This window comes from Streptomyces sp. LaBMicrA B280 (genome assembly GCF_049222185.1).
GTDB classification, from domain to species: domain Bacteria; phylum Actinomycetota; class Actinomycetes; order Streptomycetales; family Streptomycetaceae; genus Streptomyces; species Streptomyces murinus.
Genome location: NZ_JBMJCT010000077.1, coordinates 1 through 1,459, shown reverse-complemented (window position 1 = coordinate 1,459; position 1,459 = coordinate 1). Strand labels below are relative to the sequence as shown.

General features: G+C 59.2%; 1 protein-coding gene. It reads right to left on the bottom strand.

Annotated elements, in window-relative coordinates; genetic code table 11:
- Positions 1-1,337 (bottom strand): protein rep (locus tag ACLF5H_RS37295; RefSeq protein ID WP_421680411.1); only part of this gene is annotated, 1,337 nt, incomplete at its 3' end.
- Between the last annotated feature and the right edge of the window lie 122 nt (positions 1,338-1,459).

Sequence of the window (1,459 nt, the reverse complement as noted above, 5' to 3'; positions counted from 1 at the left end):
GGGCGCTCGACCTCTCCAAATAGAACCGGTGGCCGTTTCCGAAAGGCCAGGTTTGGATGAGGTAGCGGTCGGGGTGGCGGGCAGGCATGGGCGAACTCCTTACTGTCGATCCAGTCAAAAACTGACCCGGTAGTGATGGGCTTGGGTAGAACCTGACGGGGTGGTTTCTCATCGTCGGCATTGCCCTGGACAACATCGGGCAGAGCTTCAAGGGCACGTTTAACCCCATCGTGGCCGTCGGTCTCAGCGGCGCGGATGAGGTCATACCGGGCATCACTCTTGATGACCTTTCGCCAGTCGTCAGGACTCAACGGAATGCGATCCGTAACACGGGTGGATTCTTCCTGTGCGATCTGCTCATCGGTCTTTTCATCGAGACCAACCGCGGCTTTGAGCCCACGAGACCAGACGAGCTGCCGGGTTCCCTTGATCGCATTCACGTACTCCATGAATAGCTGAGACGTGGACGCATCAACTGCCAGCTTGAACGGGTGGGAGCCAGAAGCGCGGCCCTGCTTACTACTGCCCTTGGTCATCTCATGGGATAAGCCCCACTTGTTCTGGTCGTCCATCTTGGCCAGATAGGCAGCGGCACCGAGATCACCATCACGGACATCAACCGCATGGGAGAGGAAAGACCACTCGTCATCACGATCAGGCTGAAACAGGCCCACCTTCCGGCAAGCCTTCAGCCATAGATTCGACAGGGCCACCTTCATCCGTCCGGGATCAGCAGATGGGCTGACGATCAGCAGCTCATGGGTATGCGGGTGCCAACCGTTACGCCCGTGGGTCACTTCCAACGTGCGGATGCGACCCGCGTGACCGACTGAGGCCATCAGGTTCTTGTAAGCCTTGCCCTCACGCAGAGACTTGATTGCTTCCTGCTGAAGGCGAAGAAGCAGCGCGAGCGGCTGGTCAACGCGATGCGGGAAGGTGTAGGAAACCATGACAACGGACTTGCCCTGGGCTTCCCCCCATTCGATTGCCTGGGCAACTTCCTGCCGGCGACGCTCTTGGATCTTGGAAGCACAAAGGGGGCAGGTATGGACGCTGCCGCAGATCCTCAGACCCTTGTAGTGATAACTGGGCTTTCCATCAGGCCGAACAAGGGAGACTTGGGGGCTGACACGAACCCAAGTGCAACCGATCGAGCGGTGGACATTGGCGGGGTACTGGCCGGGGCTGTTCTTGATGGCATCGGCCCGAAGGAGGCTCTTGATTAGCCCATCGAGGCGGTAGCGCTCCCGTGCATAGTCCTCCCGAGTGCGGGTGGTATGCTTGTCGGTGAGCTCTTTCCCAGTGCTCTTTGATCCAAACCCCTCGCAGGCTGCCACCTGTGGGGGGTTTTTAGTTTCAGGGGGACTTGCCACTCAGCCCTCCCTTGCGCGACCTCTTTCCCTTCTGGGTGGCGCGAGCCTGAAGCGCCTGATCGAACTCCAAAGAAGCCTGGGCTGAT